This window comes from Yoonia sp., from assembly GCF_030731595.1.
GTDB lineage: Bacteria > Pseudomonadota > Alphaproteobacteria > Rhodobacterales > Rhodobacteraceae > Yoonia.
The window spans coordinates 42,047-68,062 of record NZ_JANQTS010000064.1 but is presented as its reverse complement, the minus strand read 5'-3'; the positions used below and the strand labels follow the sequence as shown (position 1 = coordinate 68,062).

At 57.6% G+C, this 26,016-nt stretch carries 25 protein-coding genes and 1 other RNA gene; 14 read left to right on the top strand and 12 right to left on the bottom strand.

The annotated features are described in order from the left end of the window. Nucleotides 1-219 precede the first annotated feature (219 nt). Complete coding sequence (locus tag NWQ23_RS06740; RefSeq protein WP_306165523.1) at nucleotides 220-1,587, top strand: D-alanyl-D-alanine carboxypeptidase family protein; 1,368 nt, start codon at nucleotides 220-222, stop codon at nucleotides 1,585-1,587. 3 nt (nucleotides 1,588-1,590) lie between these two features. On the opposite strand, the gene NWQ23_RS06735 is transcribed toward NWQ23_RS06740, so the two are convergent. The 5 genes from NWQ23_RS06735 to NWQ23_RS06715 form a co-directional block, all read right to left on the bottom strand. Then, a complete protein-coding gene (locus tag NWQ23_RS06735; RefSeq protein ID WP_306165490.1) occupies nucleotides 1,591-3,189 on the bottom strand; it encodes an ABC transporter ATP-binding protein in 1,599 nt (532 codons plus the stop codon). Further along, nucleotides 3,186-4,382 carry an ABC transporter permease gene (locus NWQ23_RS06730; RefSeq protein ID WP_306165488.1) on the bottom strand — a complete coding sequence of 399 codons (1,197 nt, stop codon included), beginning with the start codon at nucleotides 4,380-4,382 and terminating at the stop codon, nucleotides 3,186-3,188. The genes NWQ23_RS06735 and NWQ23_RS06730 overlap by 4 nt, the downstream gene beginning before the upstream one ends. Continuing rightward, entirely contained in the window at nucleotides 4,382-5,461 is a 1,080-nt protein-coding gene (locus tag NWQ23_RS06725; RefSeq protein ID WP_306165487.1) for a microcin C ABC transporter permease YejB, read from the bottom strand. The genes NWQ23_RS06730 and NWQ23_RS06725 overlap by 1 nt, the downstream gene beginning before the upstream one ends. A gap of 9 nt (nucleotides 5,462-5,470) precedes the next feature. Beyond that, nucleotides 5,471-7,387 carry an extracellular solute-binding protein gene (locus NWQ23_RS06720; protein ID WP_306165486.1) on the bottom strand — a complete coding sequence of 639 codons (1,917 nt, stop codon included), beginning with the start codon at nucleotides 7,385-7,387 and terminating at the stop codon, nucleotides 5,471-5,473. Between the two features lie 163 nt (nucleotides 7,388-7,550). Further along, entirely contained in the window at nucleotides 7,551-8,069 is a 519-nt protein-coding gene (locus NWQ23_RS06715) for a cytochrome c family protein (RefSeq protein ID WP_306165485.1), read from the bottom strand. Nucleotides 8,070-8,190: 121 nt separating this feature from the next. Between NWQ23_RS06715 and NWQ23_RS06710 the strand changes: the two genes are divergently transcribed. After that, the gene (locus NWQ23_RS06710; RefSeq protein ID WP_306165484.1) at nucleotides 8,191-9,039 is read left to right on the top strand and encodes a prephenate dehydratase; all 849 of its coding nucleotides are present in this window, start codon (nucleotides 8,191-8,193) and stop codon (nucleotides 9,037-9,039) included. Between the two features lie 2 nt (nucleotides 9,040-9,041). Here the strand turns inward: NWQ23_RS06710 and NWQ23_RS06705 are convergent, their stop codons facing one another. Then, entirely contained in the window at nucleotides 9,042-9,506 is a 465-nt protein-coding gene (locus NWQ23_RS06705) for an SRPBCC family protein (RefSeq protein ID WP_306165483.1), read from the bottom strand. Nucleotides 9,507-9,530: 24 nt separating this feature from the next. Then, nucleotides 9,531-10,478, bottom strand: coding sequence for an NAD(+) diphosphatase (nudC, locus tag NWQ23_RS06700; protein ID WP_306165482.1), 948 nt, complete (start codon nucleotides 10,476-10,478; stop codon nucleotides 9,531-9,533). 90 nt (nucleotides 10,479-10,568) lie between these two features. On the opposite strand from nudC, the gene NWQ23_RS06695 reads away from it, so the two are divergent. From NWQ23_RS06695 to rsgA, 3 genes are all read left to right on the top strand, one after another. After that, on the top strand, nucleotides 10,569-12,428 hold the full coding sequence (locus NWQ23_RS06695; RefSeq protein ID WP_306165481.1) for a bifunctional 2',3'-cyclic-nucleotide 2'-phosphodiesterase/3'-nucleotidase: 1,860 nt from the start codon (nucleotides 10,569-10,571) through the stop codon (nucleotides 12,426-12,428). Nucleotides 12,429-12,467: 39 nt separating this feature from the next. Next, nucleotides 12,468-12,565: signal recognition particle sRNA small type (gene ffs / locus NWQ23_RS06690), an RNA gene on the top strand. Nucleotides 12,566-12,803: 238 nt separating this feature from the next. Next, nucleotides 12,804-13,826 carry a ribosome small subunit-dependent GTPase A gene (rsgA, locus tag NWQ23_RS06685; protein ID WP_306165522.1) on the top strand — a complete coding sequence of 341 codons (1,023 nt, stop codon included), beginning with the start codon at nucleotides 12,804-12,806 and terminating at the stop codon, nucleotides 13,824-13,826. Here rsgA and NWQ23_RS06680 read toward each other — a convergent pair. Next, a complete protein-coding gene (locus NWQ23_RS06680) occupies nucleotides 13,823-14,305 on the bottom strand; it encodes a protein-tyrosine phosphatase family protein (RefSeq protein WP_306165480.1) in 483 nt (160 codons plus the stop codon). The genes rsgA and NWQ23_RS06680 overlap by 4 nt on opposite strands. 175 nt (nucleotides 14,306-14,480) lie before the next feature. On the opposite strand from NWQ23_RS06680, the gene NWQ23_RS06675 reads away from it, so the two are divergent. From NWQ23_RS06675 to NWQ23_RS06650, 6 genes are all read left to right on the top strand, one after another. Further along, entirely contained in the window at nucleotides 14,481-16,229 is a 1,749-nt protein-coding gene (locus NWQ23_RS06675; protein ID WP_372340114.1) for a DNA polymerase III subunit gamma/tau, read from the top strand. After that, complete coding sequence (locus NWQ23_RS06670; RefSeq protein ID WP_306165479.1) at nucleotides 16,205-16,606, top strand: hypothetical protein; 402 nt, start codon at nucleotides 16,205-16,207, stop codon at nucleotides 16,604-16,606. Before NWQ23_RS06675 ends, NWQ23_RS06670 begins: the two co-directional genes overlap by 25 nt. Before the next feature lie 15 nt (nucleotides 16,607-16,621). After that, the gene (locus NWQ23_RS06665) at nucleotides 16,622-16,966 is read left to right on the top strand and encodes a YbaB/EbfC family nucleoid-associated protein (protein WP_306165478.1); all 345 of its coding nucleotides are present in this window, start codon (nucleotides 16,622-16,624) and stop codon (nucleotides 16,964-16,966) included. Nucleotides 16,967-17,043: 77 nt separating this feature from the next. Then, on the top strand, nucleotides 17,044-17,637 hold the full coding sequence (gene recR / locus NWQ23_RS06660) for a recombination mediator RecR (protein ID WP_306165477.1): 594 nt from the start codon (nucleotides 17,044-17,046) through the stop codon (nucleotides 17,635-17,637). Nucleotides 17,638-17,730: 93 nt separating this feature from the next. After that, nucleotides 17,731-19,059, top strand: coding sequence for a hypothetical protein (locus tag NWQ23_RS06655; RefSeq protein ID WP_306165476.1), 1,329 nt, complete (start codon nucleotides 17,731-17,733; stop codon nucleotides 19,057-19,059). Then, nucleotides 19,056-19,892 (top strand): hypothetical protein, encoded by an 837-nt coding sequence (locus tag NWQ23_RS06650; protein WP_306165475.1) that lies wholly within the window; start codon nucleotides 19,056-19,058, stop codon nucleotides 19,890-19,892. Before NWQ23_RS06655 ends, NWQ23_RS06650 begins: the two co-directional genes overlap by 4 nt. On the opposite strand, the gene NWQ23_RS06645 is transcribed toward NWQ23_RS06650, so the two are convergent. After that, nucleotides 19,882-20,790 carry a LysR family transcriptional regulator gene (locus NWQ23_RS06645; protein ID WP_306165474.1) on the bottom strand — a complete coding sequence of 303 codons (909 nt, stop codon included), beginning with the start codon at nucleotides 20,788-20,790 and terminating at the stop codon, nucleotides 19,882-19,884. The genes NWQ23_RS06650 and NWQ23_RS06645 overlap by 11 nt on opposite strands. Before the next feature lie 103 nt (nucleotides 20,791-20,893). Between NWQ23_RS06645 and NWQ23_RS06640 the strand changes: the two genes are divergently transcribed. Beyond that, the gene (locus NWQ23_RS06640) at nucleotides 20,894-21,514 is read left to right on the top strand and encodes a class I SAM-dependent methyltransferase (protein WP_306165473.1); all 621 of its coding nucleotides are present in this window, start codon (nucleotides 20,894-20,896) and stop codon (nucleotides 21,512-21,514) included. A gap of 50 nt (nucleotides 21,515-21,564) precedes the next feature. On the opposite strand, the gene NWQ23_RS06635 is transcribed toward NWQ23_RS06640, so the two are convergent. Continuing rightward, a complete protein-coding gene (locus tag NWQ23_RS06635) occupies nucleotides 21,565-22,317 on the bottom strand; it encodes a DUF1013 domain-containing protein (RefSeq protein WP_306165472.1) in 753 nt (250 codons plus the stop codon). A 135-nt stretch (nucleotides 22,318-22,452) separates the two neighbouring features. Here NWQ23_RS06635 and NWQ23_RS06630 point away from each other — a divergent pair, with 135 nt between their 5' ends. Then, complete coding sequence (locus NWQ23_RS06630) at nucleotides 22,453-23,082, top strand: ribonuclease T2 (protein WP_306165471.1); 630 nt, start codon at nucleotides 22,453-22,455, stop codon at nucleotides 23,080-23,082. 67 nt (nucleotides 23,083-23,149) lie between these two features. Here NWQ23_RS06630 and NWQ23_RS06625 read toward each other — a convergent pair whose 3' ends face one another. After that, the gene (locus tag NWQ23_RS06625; protein WP_306165470.1) at nucleotides 23,150-23,455 is read right to left on the bottom strand and encodes a hypothetical protein; all 306 of its coding nucleotides are present in this window, start codon (nucleotides 23,453-23,455) and stop codon (nucleotides 23,150-23,152) included. Nucleotides 23,456-23,571: 116 nt separating this feature from the next. Next, on the bottom strand, nucleotides 23,572-24,351 hold the full coding sequence (locus NWQ23_RS06620) for an alpha/beta hydrolase (protein WP_306165469.1): 780 nt from the start codon (nucleotides 24,349-24,351) through the stop codon (nucleotides 23,572-23,574). Between the two features lie 65 nt (nucleotides 24,352-24,416). Between NWQ23_RS06620 and NWQ23_RS06615 the strand changes: the two genes are divergently transcribed. Then, nucleotides 24,417-25,895 carry an NAD-dependent succinate-semialdehyde dehydrogenase gene (locus tag NWQ23_RS06615; RefSeq protein WP_306165468.1) on the top strand — a complete coding sequence of 493 codons (1,479 nt, stop codon included), beginning with the start codon at nucleotides 24,417-24,419 and terminating at the stop codon, nucleotides 25,893-25,895. Nucleotides 25,896-26,016: the final 121 nt, after the last annotated feature.

Below are 26,016 nucleotides of genomic sequence, written 5' to 3'. Positions count from 1 at the left end.
GTCTTTGAAATTAGGGTATTTTCTGAAAACGCGACTTATGCTAGCGTCGAAAAATAATAATAAGGCCACCGGAAAAATTCGGGGCCAGAGGCAGTAAATGAGGCAACCGACGTGACAAGTCGTCCGGGACAGCGGGCCCTCCGTGGGCTGTTTTTATGTGTATTGACGGTATGTGTACTGCTGGCGCCCTTGCGCGCGGTCGCGGCACCCTATGCGGCAATGGTGATGGACGCCCGCACAGGTGAGGTGCTTCATTCCCGCAACGCAGATACGCAACTGCACCCTGCGTCGCTAACAAAGATGATGACGCTTTACGTGGCATTCCAGGCCATTGAGCGCGGCGAGATCACACTCGATACGCCTGTTACAATCAGCCGCCTTGCTGCTTCAGAACCTCCCTCGCGACTTGGTCTGCGTGAAGGCCAAACAATCCGCCTGCGCTTCTTGTTGCGCGCAGCGGCGGTCAAGTCAGCCAATGACGCAGCAACAGCGATTGCAGAAGCGATTTCAGGTTCAGAGGACGCCTTTGCAACCCGCATGAACCGGACAGCACGCGCAATGGGTATGCGCAACACCAATTTTCGCAATGCGCATGGCCTCACCCAGTCAGGTCACCTTTCTACGGCCCGCGATATGACGGTGCTTGGGCGTCATGTGATCTATGATTTCCCCCAATACTATAATCTCTTTTCACGCCGTTCTGCGGATGCTGGAATCGCAACAGTGCGCCATACCAACCGCCGCTGGCTGGACAGCTACGAAGGGGCAGATGGCATCAAGACCGGTTATACAAACGCTGCTGGCTTCAACCTTGTTGCCTCTGCGCAACGCGGGCAGGAACGGATCATCGCGACAGTCTTTGGTGGATCATCCACTGCGGCGCGGAATGCACGCATTACAGAACTCATGGACATGGGCTTTAACCGTGCGCCGGCGCAGGCAACGATCCGGCCGCCAAACGCACCGGCTGCAATGCTGTCGAGCGCGACCGGCAATCCGCAACTGGGCAATGCCGGCAAAACGATCCGAGTCAGCGGCGTGGTGACGACAAGTATACGCCCGATCGCACGACCTTTGACCACAACGGCCCCACCAGAAGAGGTTCTTATGGCGGCGGTTGATGCGGATATCATCAACGCGGTCATTGCCGATTCCGTGAATGCCGCCCTTGCCGAAGCCTTGGCAGATGTGGCCGTTGAACCGGTTGTGGTTCAGGCAGCGTCTGCAGCGGTTGTCACCCCGACAGTGCGGCCAGCAGAGCCCGCAGAAACCGTTGTTGCCGCACTTGAGCCGCCGGAGGTTTTCAACAGCGAGCCTGAAGTCGTCACCCGCATTTCCACATCAGGCGGACGGCACTGGGGTGTAAACGTCGGGCGCTATAACACGCGCCATGACGCAGAACGGGTTTTGCTGCAAGTTGCGCTAAGCGAGATGAGCACGTTGGATGGGTCCTTGCGCCGTGTCACACAACGCTCTGGGGGGTTCGATGCGAACTTTATGGGGTTGACCCGTGAAGGGGCTGATCTGGCCTGTCGGCGGCTGCAGGCACGCGGCACAACCTGCTTTATGATCGGTTCGGACGGCTAGGGCTTAGACCACCGCACCCTCGAAGGCTGCCGCCATCAGAGAGCGCGTATATGCGGACTGCGGCGCATCAAAGATCGCGTCCGCATCCCCTGCTTCGACCACATCGCCCTGCTTCATCACCATGACCTTGTGCGATAAGGCCCGCACGACCTTGAGGTCGTGGCTGATGAACAAATAGGCCAGCCCGTTCTTTTGCTGCAACTCGCGCAAAAGTTGGACAATCTGGACCTGCACCGTCATGTCCAGGGCGCTGGTCGGCTCGTCCAGGATCAGCAATTTGGGTCGCAGGATCATTGCGCGCGCAATCGCAATGCGCTGCCGTTGCCCGCCGGAAAATTCATGCGGATAGCGATCCATCAACACGGGGTCGAGACCGACCTCGCCCATGATCTCGGCTACCATGTCGCGGCGATCACGACCGGGATCGACCCCATGCACACCTAGGCCTTCCGAGATGATCTCGGCCACGGTCATGCGCGGGGACAGTGACCCGTAAGGGTCTTGGAACACGATCTGCATCTCGCTGCGCAGGGGACGCATCTGGCGTTGCGACAGGTGGTGAATATCGGTGCCCTGAAACGAGATCAGCCCTTCCGACCGGATCAGCCGCATCACAGCCAAGGCCAACGTCGTCTTTCCGGACCCGCTCTCGCCGACTATCCCCAATGTTTCGCCCGCACGCAGGGTCAGTGTCGCTTCGTTTACGGCCTTGATGTAGCCCACTGTGCGCTTGAGAAGGCCGCGCTGGATCGGAAACCAGATCTTTAGCTTTTCGGTCTGCAAGACAACAGGCGCATCGGCGGACACTGGTGCCGGCACGCCGGTCGACTCCGCGGCCAACAGCATTTGCGTATAGGGGTGCTGCGGGTTGGCGAAAAGTTCTGCGGTCGGCCCTGTTTCGACAATTTCTCCGTCTTTCATCACGCAAACGCGGTCGGCGATCTTGCGCACGATTGTCAGGTCATGGGTGATGAACAGCATCGACATGCCTTCATCGCGCTTCAGATCAGCCAGCAAGTCCAGGATTTGCGCCTGAATAGTCACATCCAGCGCCGTTGTCGGCTCATCCGCAATCAGCAGTTCAGGCCCGTTGGCCAGCGCCATCGCGATCATCACCCGCTGGCGTTGCCCGCCAGAGAGCTGATGGGGATAGGCCCCAAGGCGGCTTTCAGCCTCGCGGATGCCCACACGGTGAAGCAGTTGCACGATGCGATTGCGCACCGCAGCACCCCGCAGGCCCTGATGCAATTCGATGCTTTCGGCCAATTGCTTTTCAATCGTGTGCAGCGGGTTAAGCGATGTCATCGGTTCCTGAAAAATGAAACTGATGTCGTTGCCGCGCACGCGGCGCAGCGCGGTTTCATCCGCACCGACCATTTCGACGCCATCATATTTGATCGACCCCGCCATGACCGCGCTGTCGCCCAAAAGCTGCACGGTGGACAAAGCTGTGACCGATTTCCCCGATCCGCTTTCACCCACAATCGCGACCGTTTCACCCTTGTGAACCTTGAACGAGACGCCCCTGACCGCATGGGTGGTGTCACCATCCTGCCGGAAAGCCACGCGCAGGTTCTGGACTTCAAGAACGGTGTTATTCATCTGCTGTCGGTTCCGGTCTTGGCAAGGTCAGGCTCTTGGCCAAAAGTCGCCTCATCAACGGTCACATTGCCATCCGCCACAAAAGTCTTGCGCGGATCAAAGGCATCGCGGACCCCTTCAAAGATAAAGACCAATAGCGAGAGCATAACCGCAAAGGTGATGAAGGCCGTAAAGCCAAGCCACGGCGCTTGCAGGTTCTGTTTGGCCTGCAAGGTCATCTCGCCCAGGGATGGCGCGGAGGACGGCAGACCGAAGCCTAGAAAATCAAGCGAAGCCAAACCGCCAATCGCGCCTGTCACCAGAAACGGCAGCATCGTGACCGTGGCCACCATCGCATTGGGCAGCATGTGGCGGAACATGATCGTCCTGTCGCGCACACCCAGTGCTTTGGCCGCACGCACATATTCCAGATTGCGCGCGCGCAGGAATTCAGCCCTGACCACCCCGACAAGGGCAGGCCAGCCGAACAGCACTGTCAAAAACACAAGGAGCCAGTAACTTCGCCCCAATATCGCAAACACAATGATGATGACGTAAAGCGACGGCATTCCTGTCCAGATTTCAATGAAGCGTTGGAAAATCAAATCGGTCCACCCGCCAAAATACCCCTGCACCGCACCCGCCATGATCCCGATGATCGACGCTGCGACAGTGACAGTCAGGGCAAACGTCACCGACAATCGGAAACCATAAATTACGCGGGCCACAACATCGCGCTTGGTGTCATCGGTGCCCAGCCAGTTTTGTGGGCTTGGCGGTGCGGGGGCCACGCCACCCACATCGACAATCGTATTGTAGGAATAGGGGATGATCGGCCAGATCATCCAGCCTTTCTGGAAATCACCGTCCAGCACCTCGCCCGCCTTGACCGCTGCGATCAACTCCTCTGGCGCGTCAAAACAGTCTTCCAGACCGCCGGTGAGGATCAGACAATCCACTTCGACCTCGCCATAGCCTGCCTCGGTGGGGAAATCCCCGCCAAAGTCACGCTCGGAATAAAAGCTGAAGATCGGCATACGGATTTCGCCGCGATAGCTGACAGCGATGGGTTTATCGTTTGCGATGAACTCAGCGAATAGGGACAGACCAAAGAGCACACCGAAAATGATAAGAGACCACGTGGCCCGGCGGTTTCGTTTGAAATTCCGCCAGCGGCGCTGGTTCAGTGGGGAAAGGAAGGGTGTTTTGGCCATCAGTTCCGCGCCTCGAAATCAATACGCGGGTCGATCAACACATAGGTCAGATCGGTCAGAATACCCACGACAAGGCCGATCAGGGAAAAGGCAAAAAGCGTCCCAAAAACCACTGGGTAATCGCGCGCAACAGCCGCCTCGAACCCGAGCCGGCCCAGGCCATCAAGCGAGAAGAGTGTTTCGATAATCAGCGAGCCCCCAAAAAACACGCCGATGAACAAGGCGGGAAAGCCCGAGATCACGATCAGCATGCCATTGCGAAAGACATGGCCATAAAGCACGCGGCTTTCGGACAGGCCCTTGGCGCGGGCGGTGATCACATACTGCTTTTTGATCTCGTCCAGAAAACTGTTTTTGGTCAGCAGGGTCAGGGTCGCGAATGCCGAAATGGTCGAGGCCAGCACAGGCAGGGTGATGTGCCAGAAATAGTCGAGGATCTTGCCGATCAGGGTCAAGTCCTCGAAGTTGGATGATGTCAGGCCCCGCAACGGGAAAATCCGCCAATAGGACCCGCCCGCGAAAAGCACGATCAGCAGGATCGCGAACAAGAACCCCGGGATCGCGTAGCCCACGATAATCGCACCCGATGTCCATGTGTCAAAAGGAGTGCCATCGCGCACGGCCTTTTTGATGCCCAGCGGAATGGAGATCAGATAGGCGATCAAAGTGGACCAGAGCCCCAGCGTGATGGACACCGGCATCTTTTCAATCACCAGATCAAAGACGCTGATCGAGCGGAAGTAACTTTCCCCGAAATCGAACCGCATGTAATTCCACATCATATTCAGGAACCGTTCAAGCGGTGGCTTGTCAAAGCCGAATTCGCGTTCGAGCTGGGCGATAAACTCAGGTGGCAGACCACGTGCCCCGATATAGTCGCTTTCTGTTTGTTGACCGATGTCCGCATCCCCTGCCCCGCCGGAGATTCCTTCGAACACATTCCCCTGACCTTCAAGATTGGCCAGAATCTGTTCGATCGGGCCACCCGGAACGAATTGGGTCAGACTAAAGTTGATGATCATGATCCCCAACAAAGTAGGAATCACAAGCAACAAGCGTCGGAGGATATAGGCGCCCATTTTCTGTGCTTACTGGAACGCGCCTGCCGCGGCGAGCGTGTCGAATTTCTCTTGATTGAACCACCAGTAATCAAGGTGGCCCAAACCAAACTCTGGCAGGTTTTCAGGGTATTCGTAGAAGTCGTAATAGGCGACCCAGTTACGACCAGCGTACCATGTCGGCACCATGTAGTATTCATACCGCATGATCCGGTCGATAGCGCGCACACCCGCTGCCATTTCATCATAATCAGCGGCATCACGCACCAGATCGGTCAACGCATCAACGGCTTCTGAACAAAAACCGGCAGGGTTGAAGACATCATCGCGGTCTTCGCAGCCATATTTTTGGCCAAGGCCGGACCCTTCTTGCAGGCCGTTGTTGTAGCTGTCGAAAATCATATCAAAGTCGTTCGACTGGGTGCGCGCCTGAAATTGTGACGGATCAACGCGGTTGTAGGTAATATTCACGCCCAAACGCTCGAGGTTCTCGATGTAGGGGTTGATGATCCGGTCAAAGCTTTGGCGGGTCTCAAGAAACTCGACATCAAGTGTATTGCCATCCGCGTCGCGCAGAAGACCATCTTCGCCAGATGTGAAACCGGCCTCTTCCATCAGCGCAAGCGCGGCGCGCAGGTTGGCGCGATCAAGCGGGCGGTCGCCGCTTTGATGCGGCAGCAATGCCTCTTCGGTAAAGATTTCCGGCGGCAGCATGTCGCGCACCGTTTCCAGCATTTCCAATTCGCGGCCTTCGGGCAGACCCGCCGCCTTGAGGCGATCGTTTTCCCAGAAGCTTTCGCGTTGCTGGAACAGGCCGTACTGCAAGGTTTCGTTGGTCCAAGTGAAGTTATACATCAGGCCCAAGGCACGGCGCACATTGCGGTCTTGAAACTTTTCACGTCGCAGGTTGAAAACAAAGCCTGACGCGGCGGGCAATGTGCCGTCTTCCAGTTCTTCCTTCTTGACCCAACCGGCCTCGATCGCGGGAAAATCATAAGAGGTCGCCCAGTTGATCGAACTGGTCTCGCGCCGGAATGTAAATTCGCCTGCTTTGAAACCCTCAAAGGCGGCAGATGAATCGGCGAAATATTCGATCCGGATCGAATCATAGTTGCCGCGCCCGATCTGCATCGGATGATCCACGCCCCAGTAGTCGGGGTTGCGCGTGTAGATGATCTGGCGGCCCGGATCGACCGAGGAAATCACGTATTCCGCTGTCCCCGGTGATGTCTCGATGCGTGCTTCATCAAGACGCGCCCCGGTCTCTTCAAACCATGCCTTTGACATGACAAGCGAGCTTCCCATCTGCGTAACACGACCACGGGTAGGAAAATCTTCTGCGAAATCAAAGCGAACGGTGTAGTCGTCGATGGCCTCGTAAGAAGGAACAAGTTCCTTGATATAGGACGCGTAGGAAGGTGTGGCTTGCTCGCGCAACAGTTCATGGGTGAAGACCACATCCTGCGCCGTCATCGGTGTACCGTCAGAGAAGGTGATATCGTCACGCAGATTGAAGATCACCCAAGACCGGTCTTCTGGATATTCGATCGTCGTGCAGAGCAGACAATAATAAGACCCCACCTCATCCGAGGTTGTAACCATGAGCCGCTCGAAAATGGACGACGACAATGCCCCCGGTGTACCGGAAAGGGTGGCAAAGGGATTCATGCTGTCAAAGGTGCCATCCGCAGAAAGGCTGATCTCTCCGCCAAGGGGCGCATTGGGGTTCACATAGTCAAGATACGGCGCATCGGGGCCGTACTTCAGATCGCCATAGTCGTTGTAGCCGTGGCTTTCGATGACGACCTCATGACTGTCAGCAAAAACCTCTGACCCGGCCCAGAGTGCAGCAACACCAATCACCGAACCGACAACCCATTGTTTGAGAGCCATTTCGCGGCGGTCACGTTTGGCAGCAAGAGCACCAGACTGGGGGCGATTTTGCATCATTCTCTCCTGGATAAAGACGTCTACGCATGACTAAATGAAGTAAAAGGACAGTTTGGCAAACTTTCAAGTTGAGTTTACGTGAACTTCCAGTGAGCAAAGCGTAACAATCAACAAAAAAGGCCGCCCAAATGGACGGCCTTGCAGCTTTTCGAGGCGATCCTTACTGACCGCCGATCGTCGCAAGATAAGCAATCAGGTTTGCACGATCCTCGACGCTACGCATACCATTATAGCTCATCGCCGTTCCCGGCGCATAGCCGCGCGGGTTCTCAAGGAAAGAATTCAAGTGTTCAGGCGTCCAGACGTCGACCACCTCGGCCAAAGCACCCGAATAGTTGAAATCGCCGTAGAACTGCACAGGGCGGTTCACGATGCCATAAAGTGCTGGACCTGTGCCGTGATTGCCCGACTCAAGTGCGTGACAAGACCGGCAACCGCGCCACAACGCCTCGCCGTCTGTCGCACTTGCTGATGCAAAGACGACAGAGAATGGCACTTCTTCGACGACTTCTGCATCCGCAACTTCGGCCCCGGCAACTTCGATCACGTAGGCTTGCTCGCCATCACCGTGTCCGCCACCGTGGTATATCTCTTCTGCGAGCCAAGCGCCGAGCAAGAAAACAAGGAAGGTGCTGCAAAGACCACCAATCAATTTGGTCATTGTCATTGTGTCGAACATGTCGCGTTCCATTTCGTTCAAAGTTTTGTCGGTGTCTAACCGCTTCCAACACCGGGTTGCAAGGTATACTGGCGCGACGAAATGCCCATTTTTCGCGGGGCAGAGCAAGGAGGTCACATTCATGTCACCAAGAATCGCCTTTCAAGGGGAATTGGGCGCCTATGGTCACGAGGCCTGTGTGACCGCCCGCCCTGACTTTGACCCGCTGCCATGCAGTACTTTTGAGGCCGCGATCGAGGCTGTGAGGACCGGCAAGGCCGAGCTTGGAATGATCGCTGTCGAAAACTCGACCTACGGAAGGGTCGCCGATGTGCATTCGCTCTTGCCACAAAGCGGGCTGCATATTGTGGATGAAACCTTTGTGCGTGTGCATATCAACCTGCTGGGTAAGCCCGAGGCGCAACTGGCAGACATCAAGGAGGCCCACGGCCATCCGGTCATCTTGCCCCAATGCAGCCAGTTCCTGCGCACAAACAGCATCACCGGCGTGACAAGTTCCGACAATGCCCGTGCAGCCCGCGAAGTGGCGGCCGGCGGAGATGTGACCGTTGCCGCACTCGCATCGGAATTGGCCGCGGGCATTTATGGTCTCAAGGTTCTGGCGCGCCACATCGAAGACAATGCGCGGAACACGACCCGCTTTTTGATCATGTCCCGAGAGCCGGATTATACGCGCAGGGGCGATTACGGGATGATGACCAGTTTCGTCTTCCGCGTGCGCAACATTCCTGCAGCGCTTTACAAAGCGATGGGCGGTTTCGCGACCAATGGCGTGAACATGACGAAACTGGAAAGCTACATGGTTGGCGGCGATTTTACCGCCACCCAGTTCTACGCCGAGATCGAAGGCCACCCGGACGACGCCAACGTGCAACTAGCGCTGGAAGAGCTGGGCTATTTCACAGACCATTTGCTGGTGATGGGTGTCTACCCGTCAGCAGCACGCAGACATGAAGGCAAGATCGAATAGGCCTATTGCCCGCGGCGGAAATCGTCCTCGAGCGCTTCGGCATAGTCCGAAACACGCGCCTTGAAGCGTTTGGTCAGTTTGGATTTGGCAAGTTTCAAAGATTGCAGCAAAAGGCGCGCCGTCAGTGTCTTTGCGCTCAGCTCGAATGCAACCAAGACGCGGGTCCGCGACTGGGACAGCGCGACGAGTTCGACCTGCGTATTTGCCGACAGACCGTCAGATTGGCTGACGATTTCGATCATTTCCGGCCTGTCCAGCTTTGTCAGTTCCGCCACGACCCTGCGTTCTCGGTCACGAAACCGAAAGGCGATGTCCCAAAGCGTCCCCACACAGGCCTCGCCTTCTTGCCTGCGCGAGACGGTAATACCTTGGCGCAAAGCCCGCCGCTCGAAGGCTGCAAAGTCACTGACCCGGCCGAATACATAGTCGATCGGGGCCTCGATATCCTCGCGCGTGCTCAGCTTCATTTACTTCAGTCCTTCAGTCTTCGTTCAATCAAGCCGATCAGCGAGCCATGCCTCAAGCAAAAAATGCGCTATGGCTCCTTTTCGCGCGGGCAATAGCTTGGGATGATTGCCGCTGAACGCCAGCGCCAGCTCCTCGCGTGTCACCCAAATGGCATCTTCGATTTCATTGGGATCAATGGTCAGTTCCGTGCTCAAGGCCTCGCCCGCACACCCGAACATCAATGATGACGGAAACGGCCAAGGCTGGCTTGCCAGGTACGACACCTGACCCACGCGGACGCCCGCCTCCTCAAACACCTCGCGACGCACGGCAGCTTCGATTGTCTCTCCGGGTTCCACAAATCCGGCAAGCAACGAATACATGCCCTCCGGCCATCCAGGAGAGCGACCTAACAGCACAGCGTTCTGATGCGTGATCAACATGATGACCACCGGATCAGTGCGCGGAAAGTGATGCCCGCCGCAAGCCGCGCAGTCGCGCTGCCAACCGCCCATAGCGATTGTGCTTTCAGTGCCGCAACGCGCGCAGAACCGATGCGAACGGTGCCAGCCCATGATGGCCTTGGCCGTTGCCGCCAGTTCAGCGTCACGTGCTGTCAGGCGATTCATGATCGCCCGCAACTCTGCAAAAACTGCCTCTGGCATGGCTGGGTGACGCTGCTCGGAAGGGTCCAGAAAACTGTCGAGCGTCGCGGTCTCAAGGTTTTCCGGGGTCCAGCCCGACAAGTCTGCGGCAAAAACAGGTGCGGCGTTTTCACGTCCCAGAAAGACAAGATCAGCGCCCGCATCCGCCATCACAGGATGATCCATCGCAACACGCACCAGCGTATCGCCTGCGATCATCGGCTTGCCCTGCCAAAGAAGGATGGTTTGCGCATCATCTTGCGCTTTCAATGCCTCTGTCTTGCCGCGCAACTCTGCTGCACGATCAAGCCCTGATCCACCGAATGTGACTGTCTCTGCAATTCTCATTCGGCTCAGATGACACGGACCTGGGTGAAGTTCAATTTCTTCTGACTGTCTGTGTTGGCAAGCGCGAACCAAGTTCATTACTGTTGCCTCATGAGCAGTCTTACGCAATCCCCACCAATGGACGCGCCAGTCACGGGGCAACTGCGGATTCTGCAAACGACCGACCTTCATATGCAACTCTTGCCGTTCGACTATTTTTCGCAACGGATTGACCCGGCGACTGGCCTGGTCAGCTTGGCTGATCAGATCATGGCGCTGAAATCGGACAAGACGACAACGATTCTTTGTGACAACGGCGACCTGATTCAAGGGAGCCCGCTGGCCGACTATCTTGCAAAACACCTGAGCGCAGGTGCGCCGCATCCAATGCTACAGGCGCTGAACCTTCTGGGCTATGATGCAATGACGATTGGCAATCACGATTTTGACTTTGGCCTTGATGTGCTGCGCAACGCACTGCGCACGGCCAGGTTTCCCGTCGTCAGTGCCAATCTCAGTGCGGTTGAAGGGCCTGCACTTTGCCTGCCCTATGCAATCATAGAGCGGCAGATTGTCTGCGATGATGGCCTATCACGCCCCATCAGGATCGGGGTCACGGGCTTTGGACCGCCGCAGTCCCAAGATTGGGGCGACAAGACGGGCAAGGGTGGCATACTGGCAGGGGACATTATCGAAGCAGCGAACCGCATTGTGCCGCAGATCCGCGACGCAGGTGCCGATTTGATCATCGCGCTTTGCCATTCGGGGATCGGCGCCGCTGCGCCAACACCGCGGATGGAAAATGCCGCTGTCCCTTTGGCCTCGGTCGACGGGATTGATGTCATTCTGGCGGGGCACACCCATGAAGCGTTTCCGAACTTGACCCAAGCCGCTACCAAAGAAATCGACCCCTTGGCAGGCACATTGCACGGCAAGCCCGCTGTGATGGCCACGTTCAGTGGCAAGACGCTGGGTGTCATTGATCTCGATTTGTCTTGGAATGAAAAAGGATGGGCTGTTTGCGGTCATCGCGTTCGCCTTGAGCCAGCAGTCGTCACACCGAATACGCAAAGCCCGGTTGGGCAGCAATTGCGCAGCCTTATCGCTGCCGCGCATACCGCCACCTTGGCAAAGATGAGTGCACCGATTGCGCATACGGCAGTCCCGATCCACAGCTATTTTGCAACCGTGCAACCCGATCTGAGCCAAGAACTGCTTGCGCTGGCAATGCAGGATACTCTCGCCGCAGCGATTGACGGCACGCCAGAGGCGGACCTGCCTGTGCTTGCCGCGACATCTCCTTTTCGTTCGGGTGGGCGCGGTGGCATGGGGCATTACATCGACATCGCCCCCGGACCGATCACTTTGCGTGATGCCGCCGCGATCTTTCCTTTTGCCGATACGGTTTGCGGCGTGCGTCGGACAGGCGCGCAACTGGCGACCTGGCTGGAAAGAGCCGCCTCATACTACTACCAGATCACTGCCGGTCAAAGAGATCAACCGCTGCTCAACCCGCTGAACCCCGGCTATAACTGCGATACCATCTTCGGTCTGTCCTACGAAATCGACCTGACCCAGCCTGCGCGCTTTGACATGGATGGTTCCGAAATCAATCCAAGATCCCGTCGTATCCATAATCTGTCTTATCACGATAAGCCGGTTGCAGACACTGACACCTTTGTCATCGCGACAACGAGCTATCGCTGCAAAGGCGGCGGCGGTTTCCCCGCTCTGCCCCACTCCGATATCTTGCATGTGATGCATCAACCGATCCGCGAAATGCTTGTCGCGCATTTGAGAGACAGCGCAGAGGTCAAGGGACCCGGCCAGCCCACATGGTCGTTCTGCAAGATACCGCAGACGGCTGCGACCTTTCAAAGCGCACCGGCGGCGCAAGCGCACCTCGCCGGTCCGATCACATACATCGGCGCAGGGGCTGACGGGTTTGATACATATCAGATCAGCTTCTGACACCTTGCGATGACGGCGGACTCACCTTATATCACCCATCGAGAGGTTGGCGCGGGCGAGCGCCTCGCCAACCTGGTCAGGTCCGGAAGGAAGCAGCCATAACGAGCCCCGCTTGGGTCGTTGTCAGCCTCTCACCCAAGCGTTTTGCCGCAGGCAAACGCGACGCCCGACAGAGTGAAATTGCACAGCAATCTCGCGGAGTCTGGTGAATTCGAAGCCACATCCAGAAAAGGAGGATGTTTATGAGTGTCGCAAGAACATCCCTCCCGGTCCGGGTGCGCTGAAGCAATTTCCGTCCCCTCGTCCGGTTCTTGCTGATTGTTTCAGACAGTCAGCCCCCTTGATGACTTTGACGAGGACAGACCCTTGACAGATATGACTCGCGCCGACCTTGGATGGTCGCCTTTCTTCATGTCCCAGCTTGAAATCGAAGAGCTTGAGACACTGACCCCTGCCCGCATTGCCACAGTCCACCGCGATCGGGTTGTGGGCTTTTCCGAAATTGGCCCGCTGGAACTGACGCTGGAGCCCGGTCTGACAACTGCCGCCGTTGGCGTGGGCGATTGGGTGCTTTGCGCGCCTGAACAACACCGGTTGATCCGTGTTTTGGACAGGCAAACAGAACTGACGCGCGGGACCGAATACCACACCGGCGAAAAGCAACTGATTGCGGCGAACCTTGATACGCTGTTTATCACCTCGTCCTGCAATAACGACTTCAACCCCGCGCGGTTGGAACGCTATCTGGCATTGGCCCATGACGCGGGAATCACGCCGGTCATTCTTTTGACCAAGGCCGATCAATGCGATGATCCTGACAGCTATATCGATCAGGCCCGCGTCTTGGGACGCAATCTTGAAGTCGTCGCACTCGATGCCAAGACCGGTGACGTGGCTGGCCTTCTGGAACCTTGGTGCGGCAAGGGGCAGACCGTCGCGCTTGCAGGATCATCGGGCGTTGGTAAGACCACAATCGCAAATGCACTGACCGGTGGAAATGCGCTGACACGCGATATCCGCGAAGACGATGCACGCGGGCGGCACACGACCACAGGGCGGTCGCTCCACCGCATGAAGACTGGCGGCTGGCTGATCGACACGCCGGGGATGCGGGGGCTGGGGGTAGCCGAGGTCGCCTTTGGGATTGATGCCACATTCCCAGAGATTTCAGAACTGGGCGAAGCCTGCAAATTCCGCGATTGCGACCACGAGACAGAGCCGGGTTGCGCCGTCCAAGCCGCGATTGAGCGCGGCGAGATCGACCCCGAGCGGCTCAAACGCTTCAAAAAGCTCAAGCGCGAAAACCAACATGCGACAGATACCATTGCGCAAGCACGGGATCGCAACCGCAAGCTGGGCAAGATGATCAAGTCGGCGGTCAAGAAAAAGGGGCGCTAGGTCGCTGCGACCTGCACGGCCCAATCCATCTGCGCCTCGGTCTCGACCGCACAGGGCCGGATGTGCCGCAACCGCGCCAGGGCCGCGTCAGGCGCCTCGCCTGCTGCGATCATCAGGCGCAAGACCATCATGCCTGACCTGCCGCATCCACCAAAACAATGGACCAGCACACGCCGCCTTTGCATCAGAATACCAAGAGCCTGATCGCGGACGGCGGGCCAATCCATCGCCACCGGAACACCAAAATCAGGAACAGGCAGGTGCAGCCAGTCGATACCCGCATTGGCCAGATCGGTGCCCAAACTCCCTGCCCCCTTACGGTCAAGTTCTGCTTGCTCAGTCATGGAAATAACAAGGTGTGGCTGCCATTCCAGCAACCGCAACCAATCCGCATGGTAGTGGCGGGTACGGCCGGGCAACGGCGAAAGCGCAAGCACTCCTCCGCCAGCGGGCAAACTATGGATGACAAACTCTTGCATGGTGACCCTTGTTCCTTCCCGCACGCGGTTCTGCGCGTCTTGAAATAAGGTGCACGGGTCATGCGACCCCGCGCAAGAGGCAACTGGCCTGATCTTATCCTGCTTTGATACGGTAGACCTTCACCGGCGCAGCACCTAGTCTGTTGCAACGCCCGAATCCTGTGCAAAGGCCGCCATGACTGACCAACCCGCCTATCAAGTGCTTGCCCGGAAATACCGGCCTGAAACCTTCGCCGATCTGGTGGGGCAGGACGCCATGGTGCGCACGCTGAAAAATGCCTTTGCGGCAGACCGGATTGCACAGGCCTTCATCATGACGGGCATCCGCGGGACGGGTAAAACCACCACGGCGCGGATCATCGCCAAGGGGATGAATTGCATCGGGCCGGATGGCAAGAGCGGCCCCACGACAGAACCTTGCGGACAATGCGAACACTGCGTGGCGATCATGGAGGGCCGCCATGTGGATGTCATGGAAATGGACGCCGCATCGCGCACCGGCGTGGGCGATATCCGTGAAATCATCGACAGTGTGCATTATCGGGCGGCCTCTGCCCGCTTCAAGATTTACATTATCGACGAAGTCCACATGCTGTCCAAGAACGCTTTCAACGCGCTGCTCAAGACGCTGGAAGAACCGCCCGCCCATGTAAAATTCATCTTTGCGACAACCGAAATCCGGCAGGTTCCGGTCACGGTTCTGTCGCGCTGCCAGCGCTTTGACCTGCGCCGGATCGAACCGGAAACGCAAATTGCCCTTCTGCGCAAAATTGCCACCGCCGAAGGGGCCGATATCACCGATGAGGCGCTTGCCTTGATTACGCGCGCCGCCGAAGGATCGGCCCGCGATGCGCAATCCCTGCTGGATCAGGCAATCAGCCACGGTGCGGGCGAAACGACCGCCGAACAGGTCCGCGCCATGCTGGGGCTGGCGGACCGTGGCCGCGTGCTGGACCTTTTCGATCTGATTCTGAAGGGCGAGGCCGCTGCGGCACTGACAGAACTGTCCGGCCAATACGCCGACGGCGCCGATCCGATGGCGGTCCTGCGCGATCTGGCCGAAGTCTGCCACTGGATCAGCGTGGTCAAAATCACGCCAGAGGCCGCAGAAGATCCCACGATCAGCCCCGATGAACGCGCACGCGGTCAAGCCATGGCCGGCACATTGCCGATGCGGGTCCTGTCGCGCATGTGGCAGATGCTGCTCAAAGCACTGGAAGAGGTCGGCATGGCCCCGAACGCGATGATGGCCGCCGAAATGGCGGTGATCCGGCTGACGCATGTGGCCGATCTGCCCAGCCCCGAAGAACTGGTCCGTAAACTGCAAGACGCGACGCCACCACAAGGTGGCCCGTCGGGCGGGCGGCCCGCACCTCGGGGCGGGACCACCCATGCCAGCGGGAACACGGTCACGCCGACACATGCGGGGCCAAGCGGGCCGTCAGCATCCGGGGCGCAAACAGCAACAGCCCTCGCCACCGATGCGCTGCACCACTATGCGCGGTTCGAAGATGTGGTGGAATTGATCCGCGCGCACCGCGACGTAAAGCTGTTGGTCGAGGTCGAAACCGGACTGCGGCTGGTCAACTACCAGCCGGGCCGGATCGAGGTGAACCCGACCGACACCGCATCGCCTGATCTTGTCGGACGGCTTGGGTCGCGCCTGCAGGCATGGACCGGAAACCGCTGGGCCATCACAGTGGTTCCCGAAGGTGGCGCACCAACTATCGCAGAAACCCGCGATGCGGCCGAGAATGCGCTCCGGCTGAAGGCTGAACAACATCCGTTGGTGCAGGCGGTTATTGCGGCATTCCCAAAGGCAAAGATCACCGAAATCCGCACTGAAGCAGATAAAACGCAGGACGCCTTGATGGATGCCCTGCCAGAGGTTGACGAAGAATGGGACCCGTTCGACGACGATTGATCACTGCGGCCACTTTGCTTGGGCCCGCACCGGCTTGGGCCGATGCCTGCACGACTGTGCGCCCGGGCTGGGACGGCGCGGAAGTGACAGCCCTGGGAGAGTTGCTTGTGATGTTCCAGACTCCGCTGGTTCTGATCTTGGTGCTCGCCTCGGCACTTGCGGTGCGTTTGCGCCACGAATTGGGCGGCGTTGCGGTGGTCGTGGGGTGGAGCATTGCAACCTATATGGTCACGGGCTGGGGCAACAGCGATGGTCTCAGACAGGCCGCGATGGCCGAGGGTTGCGTGGGCAGCCCCGCGCTTTTCATTACGGTTGCTGTGGCTATTGGTATCGGTGTAGTGCTTTATACAGCGCCCAAAGCGCGACGCAGTGAATGACGGGAGATCAGCAGGATGCTCAAAGGACTAGGCGGGCTTGGCGATATGGCCAAGATGATGAAGCAGGCGCAAGAGATGCAGGGCAAGATGGCCCAGATGCAGGAAGACCTTGAAAACATCATGGTCGAAGGTGTCAGCGGTGCCGGTCTGGTCAAGGCGACAGCCACAGCCAAGGGCGAATTGAAGGCCCTGGATATTGATCCGTCCATCTTCAACGGCGATGACAAGGAAGTGGTCGAGGACCTGATCCTTGCCGCAATCAAAGATGCCCAGAGCAAGGCAACCGAGCGGGCGCAAGCCGAGATGAGCAAGCTGACCGAAGGCTTGGGCTTGCCACCGGGTATGAACCTGCCCTTCTAGCGCGGAAGAATTTTCGCGAAAATTCTTAGGGCGCCGAACAAATTTCGGCGAAATTTGTTCGCACCAGCAAGAGTAGCATGACAAACGGCACAGAAGACCTCGACAACCTTATCGCGCTGATGGCGAAACTGCCGGGGCTGGGGCCACGCTCTGCCCGGCGGGCAGTGCTTCACCTGATCAAGAAACGGTCGCTTGTGCTCTTGCCTCTTGCCGATGCCATGCAGCGGGTTGGGGCAACCGTCCGCGAATGTCTGAATTGCGGGAATGTCTGCACTGCTGACATCTGCGATATCTGCCAATCCGAAAAGCGCGGCATCGGCCAGATCGCTGTTGTCGAAGACGTGGCCGATCTTTGGGCGATGGAGCGCGCACAGGTGTTCAAGGGGCGTTACCATGTACTTGGCGGCACACTTTCGGCGCTGGACGCGATTGGCCCTGACGAATTGCGCATTCCCAAATTGCTTGACCGGATCAAGACCGAAGAGGTGACCGAAGTCATACTGGCCCTGGGTGCCACGATAGATGGCCAAACGACCGCGCATTACATCGCCGACCAACTTCCCGGAATCACTGTCACCTCATTGGCCCAAGGCGTGCCGGTCGGCGGAGAACTCGACTATCTCGACGATGGGACGATCACCGCTGCGCTGAATGCCCGAAAAGCACTCTAGAAGGCTGCATTCTTCAAGATATTGACACATCTTCGGACATGAAGTGCCCCAATCTTGGCTTAGCCACGAGCAACAGTGATGGAATCCCAAGAGATGAGTAATGAGCAACGCCAGCAAGACTTCGCAGAACGCCTCCGTCGTATTGAACAAAAGAAAGCCGGGGCGGCAGAACAACCTGCGCCACAGCGCCCAAGCCGGTCGGAGCCGAACAACACTTACGGTGTTCCAAAAGAAGACAATACTGTGCGTAACGGTATCATCTGGGCATTCATCTTTGCGGCACTCGGCGCCGGCGGCTACTATGGCTGGCACGCAATCCCAGAAGATCTGAAGCAGGCTGTAGCGGGGCTGACCTCCTCGGAGGTAAACTCTGTTGCATCTGTTGACGTCGACGCAACCACCGAGGTCGCGGCACCGCGCCCTGTCGAGTCTGATACCATGTCAGATCAGGGGCCTCTTTTTGCATCGCCAGCGGTGGCGCATCAGGGAACAGGGCCACTGAGCCTGAATGACATCGCGACACAGATTGCTCTTCCAACGGGTGATACGGCGATTGGTGCCCTTCTTCCGTTTGCGCGCAATGCACAATGCGATCTGCGCAATCCTCTCCCTACGGAAAAAGTCGTCAACGTACGGATTGAAACCGCGTTACTTCCCGCACCGATCCAAGCCTTTTCCGACCAGGCGCTTGCAGCGCTTTTGCTTGCCAATATCGAGGCGGTGACAAAAAACGGAAAGTCCGCAGTCTCGGACGCACGCATCACTGACCAAAAAACCAGTCTTGATGTCTTTCTCACTGACACAAGTGCCCCGCTCTATCTGGTCTTGCAGAACCTCGGCCCAGGCGTGATCTGGAATATCCACTCGGCGCCGAATGTCACCGTGGCCCATGTTGCTATCATCGCCTCCAGCTTTTCCGGGCTTGTTGCTCCACCCAACAACGCCACTTTCGAAGCTCTGCTTGTTCCGGATTTTGTCGCAGCGCATAGTTTCGGCGCGGATGACGAAATCCGCCCCTGCATGATCCGGCCTTGGCGCAACCCGCAACCGGACTGGATCGGGTCAATCAAGGCCGAACGCGGCAACACGCTTTATGAAAACCAGATGTCTTCTTATGCCAAAGGATATGCTGCCTATAACAGTTGGTACACCGCAACCTTAGGTGTGGACGCAAGCACCAATCTGGTGACAGCACGCGATGCCGCGCATGTCTTGGTCGGGCCGCAGCCTTCGGAACCGATCCCTTACCGCTCTATGGCCGGACGTGACGTTTATTTCATGCAAACCGATCACATGATTGCGGGCGACACAGCCACGCGCCAAGCGATGACCGAACGTTTGCACAACGACCTGCTTGTGGCTGCAATTGGCGGCGATGCCAGCCTGCTTGACCCAGCGGTTGTGACGAGGGCTGCACAATGACAGGCATCCGTATCCTTATCGCGATTGTTGGCCTCATTGTTGCGGCACCGTTCATCGCGCTGAATGTCTGGGGGATCAACATGAGCCTCTGGGTCAATGAAGTGACCGCGCAGAATGAAGCCGTTTTGAATGGAGAGACTGATGTCCCCGTTGTGCGGGAGATGCCCAGCAACCCCTTGGCTTGGCTGCGCAATCGCGCCGATGTCAGGGATATGTTCGACACCGATACGCTGACCGACTCGCGCTATGTGGCCATTTCCGAGATCGTCACACTGGAAGACTTGCTTGCCGCAGACGAAACGCCACCCGCCGAGGCCCGTATCCCGCTTTATGCTGCCGCGCGGGCACCCGCTCGCCTGATCCGCTATTGCGAGGATATCATCCAGAGCATCGGACTCTCCTGCGATCTGCACTACTCGGAAGCACGCGAAAACCGTCAGGGCAAGATTGAGCTGCGGGGCTTGTTGCGCTTTATCCCCGCATCGCCTCTGGGTGATCCTTCTGCGATTGAGAATGGGACGCTGATCCGTACCGCAGCGCAACTGCCCTATGAGGGAAATCTCCTTCCTCCCAATGACGCCGCAACGCGCCGCGCTGCCATGACGCAAGCGCAGGATATCTGTGACCAAGTGCGTACCCGCTTTGGGAACTGCGTACTGGCGAACGTGACCATAGATGTCAAAGAACTCTGGATCACGGATCTTGAGGCCTTGCCTGCGGGCACAAATCCGCAACGGATCGACACTTTGGCAACCTTCGTCGTTTTTGCGGCGCAAGACCAGATGAATGCAAACGACCTGCGCGACATCGTCCGATCATTGGTTACGCCATAGGGCCAGTCCGCACGCCTGAAAGACCTATTGCCAAAGCGTCAAAAACGGTCCGGATACGTCGGCTGGTCTTGAGTTCGCGATGAGTAGCGAGCCAGACAGGAAAACTGATAGGATCTACTTGGGTCAAGACCCGCTCTACCCCGCCGGTATCAGGCCATACCCTGTCCGGCAAAACGGTGATCCCCAGCCCCGCGCGCATCATTTCCAACATCACAAAACCGCTGTCGGACGTTGTCTTGAACTGATCGGGGGCGATGATGATCCCCATACCTGCCAGAATTGCCAGCATCTGCGCGGTATCACGTGGGCCAATGAACTGGTGCCCGGCAACGTCATCCGCAGTTTCAGGCCGCCCGTTCTGGGCGATATAGGCGGATGATGCATAGAAACTCGCCGTGAAATTGGTCAGTTGTCGGGCGATCAGGTCAGGCTGATCGGGGCGCACGTGCCGGATGGCGATGTCGGCGTCACGGCGGGTGAGGTCCTCCAACCGGTCGGAAGCGACGACTTCAATCTCGATGCCGGGCGCTTCGCTTCGCAGTTTTTGCACGATGGCCGGCAGCAAACCGGCCGCGAACAACTCGCTTGCCGTGATCGTGACCTTGCCAGCCACATCCTGCGACTGACCGGATGCCACCATGGAAATGCGGCTGGCGGCATCGCCCATAGCTTTGACATGCTCTAGCAGATCATGCCCCGCCGTGGTCATGACCAAAGACCGCCCCGATCGTTCAAACAAGGTGACACCAAGCGCTTCTTCCAGCGCGGTCACCTGACGGCCCAGCGTTGGCTGGGTCGATCCCAGCGCACGGGCCGCCGCACTCAATGACCCTTCCTCGGCGGTGGCCAAAAAGGCCCGCACCTGATTCCAGTCAAAAGAGATCGCCCGCCAATTCATGCATATTTGTATACTAACACTGCAAATTTTCGCAATTCATATATTGTCTGTGTATATATAGCGCATGCCCAAGAGTGTAGACCCGCCAAGGAGCGATGTGGTGATGAATAAGGCAAAGTTTTGGGACAAGGCCGCGCAGAAGTATGCAGCCAGCCCGATCAAGGACATGGTGGCCTACGAGGATACGCTGGAAAGAGCGCGGCACTACCTAGACCCCAATGATCATCTGCTCGAGGTCGGGTGCGGCACCGGCACGACAGCATTGACCCTGTCCAAATCGGTCCGCGCTATCACTGCAAGCGATGTTTCGGAAAAGATGCTTGCCATCGCAGAAGGCAAGCGGAGGGATCAGGGGGTTGCAAACGTCAGTTTCGTACAGTCCGAAATCATGACTTCGGTCACGGGCGCACCCTTTGACGCGATTTGCGCGTTCAGCATCCTGCATCTGGCCGATGACCTGCCCGAGACATTGATGCACCTGCGCGAGCAGCTGAAACCCGGCGGTTTTATCATTTCCAAAACCGCCTGCCTGCGCGAGATGAACCGCTTTATTCCAATGGCCGTGAAGGCGATGCAACTTGTTGGCAAAGCACCCCATGTGCTGCTTTTCAGCGCGGAAGAGCTCGAGAATGCATTCCGCCGCACCGGGTTTGAGGTTGTAGAAGCCGGATATTTCGGCGCGAACACCCATGCGCGCTTTGTGGTTGCCCGCAGGCCGCAATAAAAAAGAGCGCCCACTGAGGGGCGCTCTTTCCGCGACAGGTAAAGACCGGATCAGTCCTTGCTGTCGTCATCGTCCGGCAAGTTAAAGAAGCTGTCCGCATCTGAAACATCGCGCATATCTTCTTCGTCTTCATCATCACCACGCGGATCAGACAGGCTGAAGGTTTCCAGCCCGGCCATTGCACTTGGCATCTTGGGTTCCGCTGGCATACCCAGCGACTGCTCTGTGCTGACAAGTTTGCGGCGCTCGTCATCCGACATGGCTTCGCCATCCTTGGCCCGCTTGGCGTTTGCCTTTTGCACAGCGGCGTCCAGTTCGGATTGCTTGCAAAGGCCCAAAGCAACCGGATCAATCGGTTCGATGTTGTTGATGTTCCAATGTGTCCGCTCGCGGATCGCCTGAATGGTCGGTTTGGTTGTGCCAACCAGCTTGGAAATCTGGCCATCGGTCAATTCAGGGTGGAACTTGACCAGCCAATAGATGGATGCCGGGCGATCCTGACGCTTGGACAGGGGCGTATAACGCGGACCACGGCGTTTTTCCTCGCCTGCTGCTGCAGCATAGAACTTGAGCTTCAGCTTGTGGGCAGGGTCAGCCTCGCCTTTGCTGATCTCTTCTTGCGTCAGTTGATTGTTCGCGATCGGGTCAAAGCCTTTCACGCCCATCGCCACATCGCCATCGGCGATCCCTTGCACTTCCAATTCGTGAAAGCCGCAGAACTCTGCAATCTGCTTGAACGTCAGTGTGGTGTTATCGCACAGCCAAACAGCGGTGGCTTTTGCCATAATCGGTTTATCGGACATCTTTCATCTCCATCTTATCAACAGACAAGCCTTTCCCGCACCCTTGAATGGGCAGACCGTTTTGGCGGCCGGGTTCGCATTGTCGGGGAACTTGAAGCCTATATAGTGAGCCTGAAACCGATAGGAAAGATCAAAATGCACCGCTTTTTGGCTCTGCTTTGTCTGCTTGCTGCCCCTGCAACGGCCCAAGACCGTGCAGGCGCCTTCGACTACTACGTCGTTTCCCTGTCATGGTCGGCCAATTGGTGCGCCTTGGAAGGTGACGCACGCAACGCGCCACAATGCGATCCTTCTGCGGATTTCGGCTGGATTTTGCATGGGCTTTGGCCGCAATACGAACAAGGCTACCCTGCCAACTGCGCGACCAACCAGCGTGCGCCAAGCCGCAGCGACACAGCTGCGATGGCCGATATCATGGGATCCTCGGGTCTGGCTTGGCATCAGTGGCGCAAGCACGGTGTCTGTTCGGGGCTATCGGCGGATGATTACTTCGCGCTTTCCCGAGAGGCTTTCGGGCGGATCACGCGACCGGGAGTGTTTCGCAGGCTGGACCGCGCAGTGACCCTGCCCGTGTCCCTCATCGAAGAGGCGTTTCTGCGCGACAATCCGCAACTTTCGGCTGACCAGATCACGATCACCTGCAAATCAGGCTATATACAAGAAGCCCGTATTTGCATGACACGTGATCTGGAGTTCCGCACTTGCGGCAGCGATGTTGTCCGAGATTGCACCTTGTCTGACGCGCAATTCAGTCCGATGCGATAAGGACGAAACACGAAAGGCACCCGCGACCCGATGCCTTTTCAATAGGTTTGTAAGCTGTACAAACCAATCAGGAATTCGACGGCTCTTGCTCTGCCGGCACTGTGCTTCCATCCTTGAGGATAATGGTACCGCGTGTGTCCTGGCATTTTGGCGTGCCATCGCGGTTCAAACGAGGCGTCATGTAACCTTCGATCCCGTCATCGATGTACCAATGCTGGCATCCATCGGGATCAATCCAGACGTTTGCGACCCCATCGCGCAACAAGCCACCATCGATCCCGCCATCGACCACGCCATTGTCGTCGCCGCTACGCTCGCAAGCGACCAAAGCACCAGTTGCCAGAACAATCATTAAACCGCGTACAAAACCCATTTTCCGATACCACCCACATCTTGCGCGATTCGCGCTCTTCAAATTCTCCCATACACTATGTTGATATTGGGTTTAGGTCTACCAACAGCACGAATATTGAGGGTGCATGCTTTGATTCATGCTGCGCTGACGACAGCCAATGTCAGCAAGCTGTTCGGTTCGGCCAGTCTTTCCACCACATTGAAATGGTGCAATCCGGGCTCAACAACCTGTTCGCATTGCCACGCTTCCGCAAGCGACTGGGCTTGCTCCAAGAACACTGGCCGTTCGTCAGCCCCGACCCAGACTGTCACTGGGATGGACGGAGGAGGCAAGTGAACCGGGCTTTCTGCCAATGCTTCAACCGCGTCGATCTTCAGGTCGACATTCATCGAGGTCCGCATCAGCGGCGCAAGATCGGCAACCGGCGAGATTGCAACCAAGCGCTCTACACGTTCTTGCCAGCGTGCACCAAGACGCGGGGCTGTCATGCGCGCAACCAAGTGGCCACCCGCCGAATGACCCACCAGCCGGATCGGTCCGGGTATCCGCTCTGCGACAACGCCAATCGCTGTCGCAACTTGGCGGCCTATGTCGCCAATCCTGACCGCTGGGCACAAGTCATAGGACGGCATGGCCACAGCCCAGCCATGCGCCAAGGGCCCGGCCGCCAAATGCGACCAGAAGGATTTGTCGAACCGCAGCCAATAGCCACCATGCACAAAGACCACCAAACCTTTGGCCAGCCGCGGCGGGTGGAACAGATCAAATCTCTGGCGCAGGGACTCACCATAAGGCAAATCGACCTCGCACATAGCCTCCGCACGAAACGCAGATGCAGCCTGTGTCCATTTCCCCGGATAGGCATCTGCCCCCGGAATATGGGCCGCATTCGCGTAAGCATCATCCCAATCCATCATATCCCCCTTTACGGCGGTCCCCCGCATAGGTCACATAGCCCCGAACAACGACGGAGGCTACAATGCTTGACGAAACCACAAACCTCAAATCCCTGCTGTCGCGTCCCGACCTTGTCTGCGAAGACGCCTTTGTCGCGGGCGAATGGGTGCAGGCGGCATCGGGCAAAACATTTGACGTCACAAACCCTGCCCGTGGTGACGTCATCGCCAAAGTGCCCGATTTGTCCCGCGCCGAAGTTGCGGCCGCCATCAAAGCCGCCGAAGCCGCGCAAAAACCATGGGCCGCTCTTGCTGCCAAAGACCGTGCGAAAGTGCTGCGCAAATGGTTCGACCTCATGATGGCAAACCAGGAAGACCTTGCCATCATCATGACCGCCGAACAGGGCAAGCCACTGGCCGAAGCACGGGGCGAAGTGGCCTATGGCGCGTCCTTTGTGGAATGGTTCGGCGAAGAGGCCAAGCGCATCTACGGCGAAACCATCCCTGGCCACATGGCCGACAAGCGGATCACCGTGATCAAGCAACCCATCGGCGTGGCCGCAGGGATTACACCTTGGAATTTCCCCAATGCTATGATTGCCCGTAAGGTCGCCCCTGCCCTGGCCGCTGGCTGTGCATTTGTGGTGCGCCCAGCATCGCTGACACCATTATCCGCACTGGCGATGGGCAAGCTTGCCGAAGAAGCAGGCGTGCCAAAGGGTCTGCTTTCTGTGGTGACATCCACCTCATCCTCCGAGGTTGGCAAAGAGTTCTGCGAAAACCCCATCGTGCGCAAACTGACCTTTACCGGTTCCACCGAAGTCGGGCGCATCCTGCTCAAGCAAGCCGCCGATCAGGTGATGAAATGTTCGATGGAGTTGGGTGGCAACGCGCCCTTCATCGTCTTTGATGATGCCGATCTGGACGAAGCTGTCATCGGTGCTATCGCGTGCAAATTCCGCAACAACGGCCAGACCTGCGTCTGTGCAAACCGGATTTATGTGCAGGCCGGTGTCTACGATGCCTTTGCAGCCAAACTGAAGGTCGCAGTGGAAAACCTGCGCGTGGGCGACGGGATGACCGACGGCACAACGCTTGGTCCGCTGATCGAGCCCGCGGCGGTGAACAAGGTACAAGAGCACCTCGCGGATGCACTTTCCAAGGGCGGTCAGATCCTGACGGGCGGGAAGCCGCACGGGCTTGGTGGGCAGTTCTTTGAACCCACGATCGTGACCAACGCGACCAAAGAGATGATGGTCAGCACCGACGAAACCTTTGGCCCCTTCGCGCCGCTGTTCAAATTCGAAGACGAGGACGATGTGATCGCCTTGGCCAATGACACGATCTTTGGTCTGGCCTCTTATTTCTATGCCAAGGACCTGAGCCGCGTCACGAAAGTGGCCGAAGCGCTGGAATACGGGATTGTTGGTGTGAACACAGGGATCATCTCGACCGAGGTAGCGCCCTTTGGCGGGGTCAAACAGTCCGGTCTGGGCCGCGAAGGATCACACCACGGGATCGAGGACTACTTGGAGATGAAATACATCTGCATGAGTGTGTGATTGAAAAAGTAAGGTGGATCATGATCCACCTTACCTGCAGGGGCCGACAAAAATTCACCGGACGGGCACTGCAAGAAAAATTTCGCCTCATTCCAAGGATTGACCAATCGCGCGCGTCTAA

Excerpts from the sequence above, each read along its gene's own strand:
- NWQ23_RS06715 (WP_306165485.1), bottom strand. The coding sequence starts at position 8,069 with ATGTTCGACACAATGACAATGACCAAATTGATTGGTGGTCTTTGCAGC.
- NWQ23_RS06645 (WP_306165474.1), bottom strand. The coding sequence starts at position 20,790 with ATGAATTGGCGGGCGATCTCTTTTGACTGGAATCAGGTGCGGGCCTTT.
- NWQ23_RS06670 (WP_306165479.1), top strand. The coding sequence starts at position 16,205 with ATGGGACCCGTTCGACGACGATTGATCACTGCGGCCACTTTGCTTGGG.
- NWQ23_RS06735 (WP_306165490.1), bottom strand. The coding sequence starts at position 3,189 with ATGAATAACACCGTTCTTGAAGTCCAGAACCTGCGCGTGGCTTTCCGG.
- NWQ23_RS06650 (WP_306165475.1), top strand. The coding sequence starts at position 19,056 with ATGACAGGCATCCGTATCCTTATCGCGATTGTTGGCCTCATTGTTGCG.
- NWQ23_RS06620 (WP_306165469.1), bottom strand. The coding sequence starts at position 24,351 with ATGGATTGGGATGATGCTTACGCGAATGCGGCCCATATTCCGGGGGCA.
- NWQ23_RS06695 (WP_306165481.1), top strand. The coding sequence starts at position 10,569 with ATGAGCAGTCTTACGCAATCCCCACCAATGGACGCGCCAGTCACGGGG.
- NWQ23_RS06625 (WP_306165470.1), bottom strand. The coding sequence starts at position 23,455 with ATGGGTTTTGTACGCGGTTTAATGATTGTTCTGGCAACTGGTGCTTTG.
- NWQ23_RS06630 (WP_306165471.1), top strand. The coding sequence starts at position 22,453 with ATGCACCGCTTTTTGGCTCTGCTTTGTCTGCTTGCTGCCCCTGCAACG.
- NWQ23_RS06640 (WP_306165473.1), top strand. The coding sequence starts at position 20,894 with ATGAATAAGGCAAAGTTTTGGGACAAGGCCGCGCAGAAGTATGCAGCC.
- nudC (WP_306165482.1), bottom strand. The coding sequence starts at position 10,478 with ATGAGAATTGCAGAGACAGTCACATTCGGTGGATCAGGGCTTGATCGT.
- NWQ23_RS06675 (WP_372340114.1), top strand. The coding sequence starts at position 14,481 with ATGACTGACCAACCCGCCTATCAAGTGCTTGCCCGGAAATACCGGCCT.
- NWQ23_RS06665 (WP_306165478.1), top strand. The coding sequence starts at position 16,622 with ATGCTCAAAGGACTAGGCGGGCTTGGCGATATGGCCAAGATGATGAAG.
- NWQ23_RS06710 (WP_306165484.1), top strand. The coding sequence starts at position 8,191 with ATGTCACCAAGAATCGCCTTTCAAGGGGAATTGGGCGCCTATGGTCAC.
- rsgA (WP_306165522.1), top strand. The coding sequence starts at position 12,804 with ATGACTCGCGCCGACCTTGGATGGTCGCCTTTCTTCATGTCCCAGCTT.
- NWQ23_RS06635 (WP_306165472.1), bottom strand. The coding sequence starts at position 22,317 with ATGTCCGATAAACCGATTATGGCAAAAGCCACCGCTGTTTGGCTGTGC.
- NWQ23_RS06725 (WP_306165487.1), bottom strand. The coding sequence starts at position 5,461 with ATGGGCGCCTATATCCTCCGACGCTTGTTGCTTGTGATTCCTACTTTG.
- NWQ23_RS06615 (WP_306165468.1), top strand. The coding sequence starts at position 24,417 with ATGCTTGACGAAACCACAAACCTCAAATCCCTGCTGTCGCGTCCCGAC.
- NWQ23_RS06680 (WP_306165480.1), bottom strand. The coding sequence starts at position 14,305 with ATGCAAGAGTTTGTCATCCATAGTTTGCCCGCTGGCGGAGGAGTGCTT.
- recR (WP_306165477.1), top strand. The coding sequence starts at position 17,044 with ATGACAAACGGCACAGAAGACCTCGACAACCTTATCGCGCTGATGGCG.
- NWQ23_RS06720 (WP_306165486.1), bottom strand. The coding sequence starts at position 7,387 with ATGCAAAATCGCCCCCAGTCTGGTGCTCTTGCTGCCAAACGTGACCGC.
- NWQ23_RS06705 (WP_306165483.1), bottom strand. The coding sequence starts at position 9,506 with ATGAAGCTGAGCACGCGCGAGGATATCGAGGCCCCGATCGACTATGTA.
- NWQ23_RS06740 (WP_306165523.1), top strand. The coding sequence starts at position 220 with ATGGTGATGGACGCCCGCACAGGTGAGGTGCTTCATTCCCGCAACGCA.
- NWQ23_RS06730 (WP_306165488.1), bottom strand. The coding sequence starts at position 4,382 with ATGGCCAAAACACCCTTCCTTTCCCCACTGAACCAGCGCCGCTGGCGG.
- NWQ23_RS06655 (WP_306165476.1), top strand. The coding sequence starts at position 17,731 with ATGAGTAATGAGCAACGCCAGCAAGACTTCGCAGAACGCCTCCGTCGT.